The organism is Mesorhizobium sp. M1227 (assembly GCF_040318315.1).
Taxonomy (GTDB): domain Bacteria; phylum Pseudomonadota; class Alphaproteobacteria; order Rhizobiales; family Rhizobiaceae; genus Mesorhizobium.
This window is the reverse complement of the sequence record NZ_JAMYLZ010000119.1, coordinates 1-584: the sequence shown is the minus strand read 5'-3', so window position 1 is coordinate 584 and position 584 is coordinate 1. Positions and strand designations below refer to the sequence as shown.

At 64.2% G+C, this 584-nt stretch carries 1 protein-coding gene; it reads right to left on the bottom strand.

Annotated features, from left to right (window positions below; genetic code table 11):
• On the bottom strand, positions 1-584 hold a 584-nt coding region (locus NKH28_RS34370), incomplete at both ends, for a zinc-binding dehydrogenase (RefSeq protein ID WP_352981473.1).

The following is a 584-nucleotide window of genomic DNA, read 5'->3' as shown; positions in this document are numbered from 1 at the left end:
ACCACGCTCCTGATCGACTTGCCTTCATGCATCAGGTCAAAGCCCTTGTTGATGTCCTCGAGCTTCAGCGTGTGGGTGATCATCGGATCGATCTCGATCTTGCCGGCCATGTACCAGTCGACGATCTTCGGCACGTCGGTGCGGCCGCGCGCGCCGCCGAAGGCGGTGCCCATCCAGGTGCGGCCGGTGACCAGCTGGAACGGCCGCGTCGAGATCTCCTGGCCGGCGCCGGCGACGCCGATGATGACCGACTTGCCCCAGCCGCGATGCGAGGCTTCCAGCGCCTGCCGCATGACTTTGGTGTTGCCGGTGCAGTCGAACGTGTAGTCGGCGCCGCCGATCTGGTCGGCGCCGCGCTTGGTCATGTTGACGAGATGGGCCACGACATCGCCGTCGATCTCCTTCGGATTGACGAAATGCGTCATGCCGAATTTCTCGCCCCATTCCTTCTTGTCGTTGTTCAGGTCGACGCCGATGATCATGTCGGCGCCGGCAAGGCGCAGGCCCTGGATGACGTTGAGGCCGATGCCGCCGAGGCCGAAGACGACCGCCGTCGCGCCTTGCTCGACCTTGGCCGTGTTGAT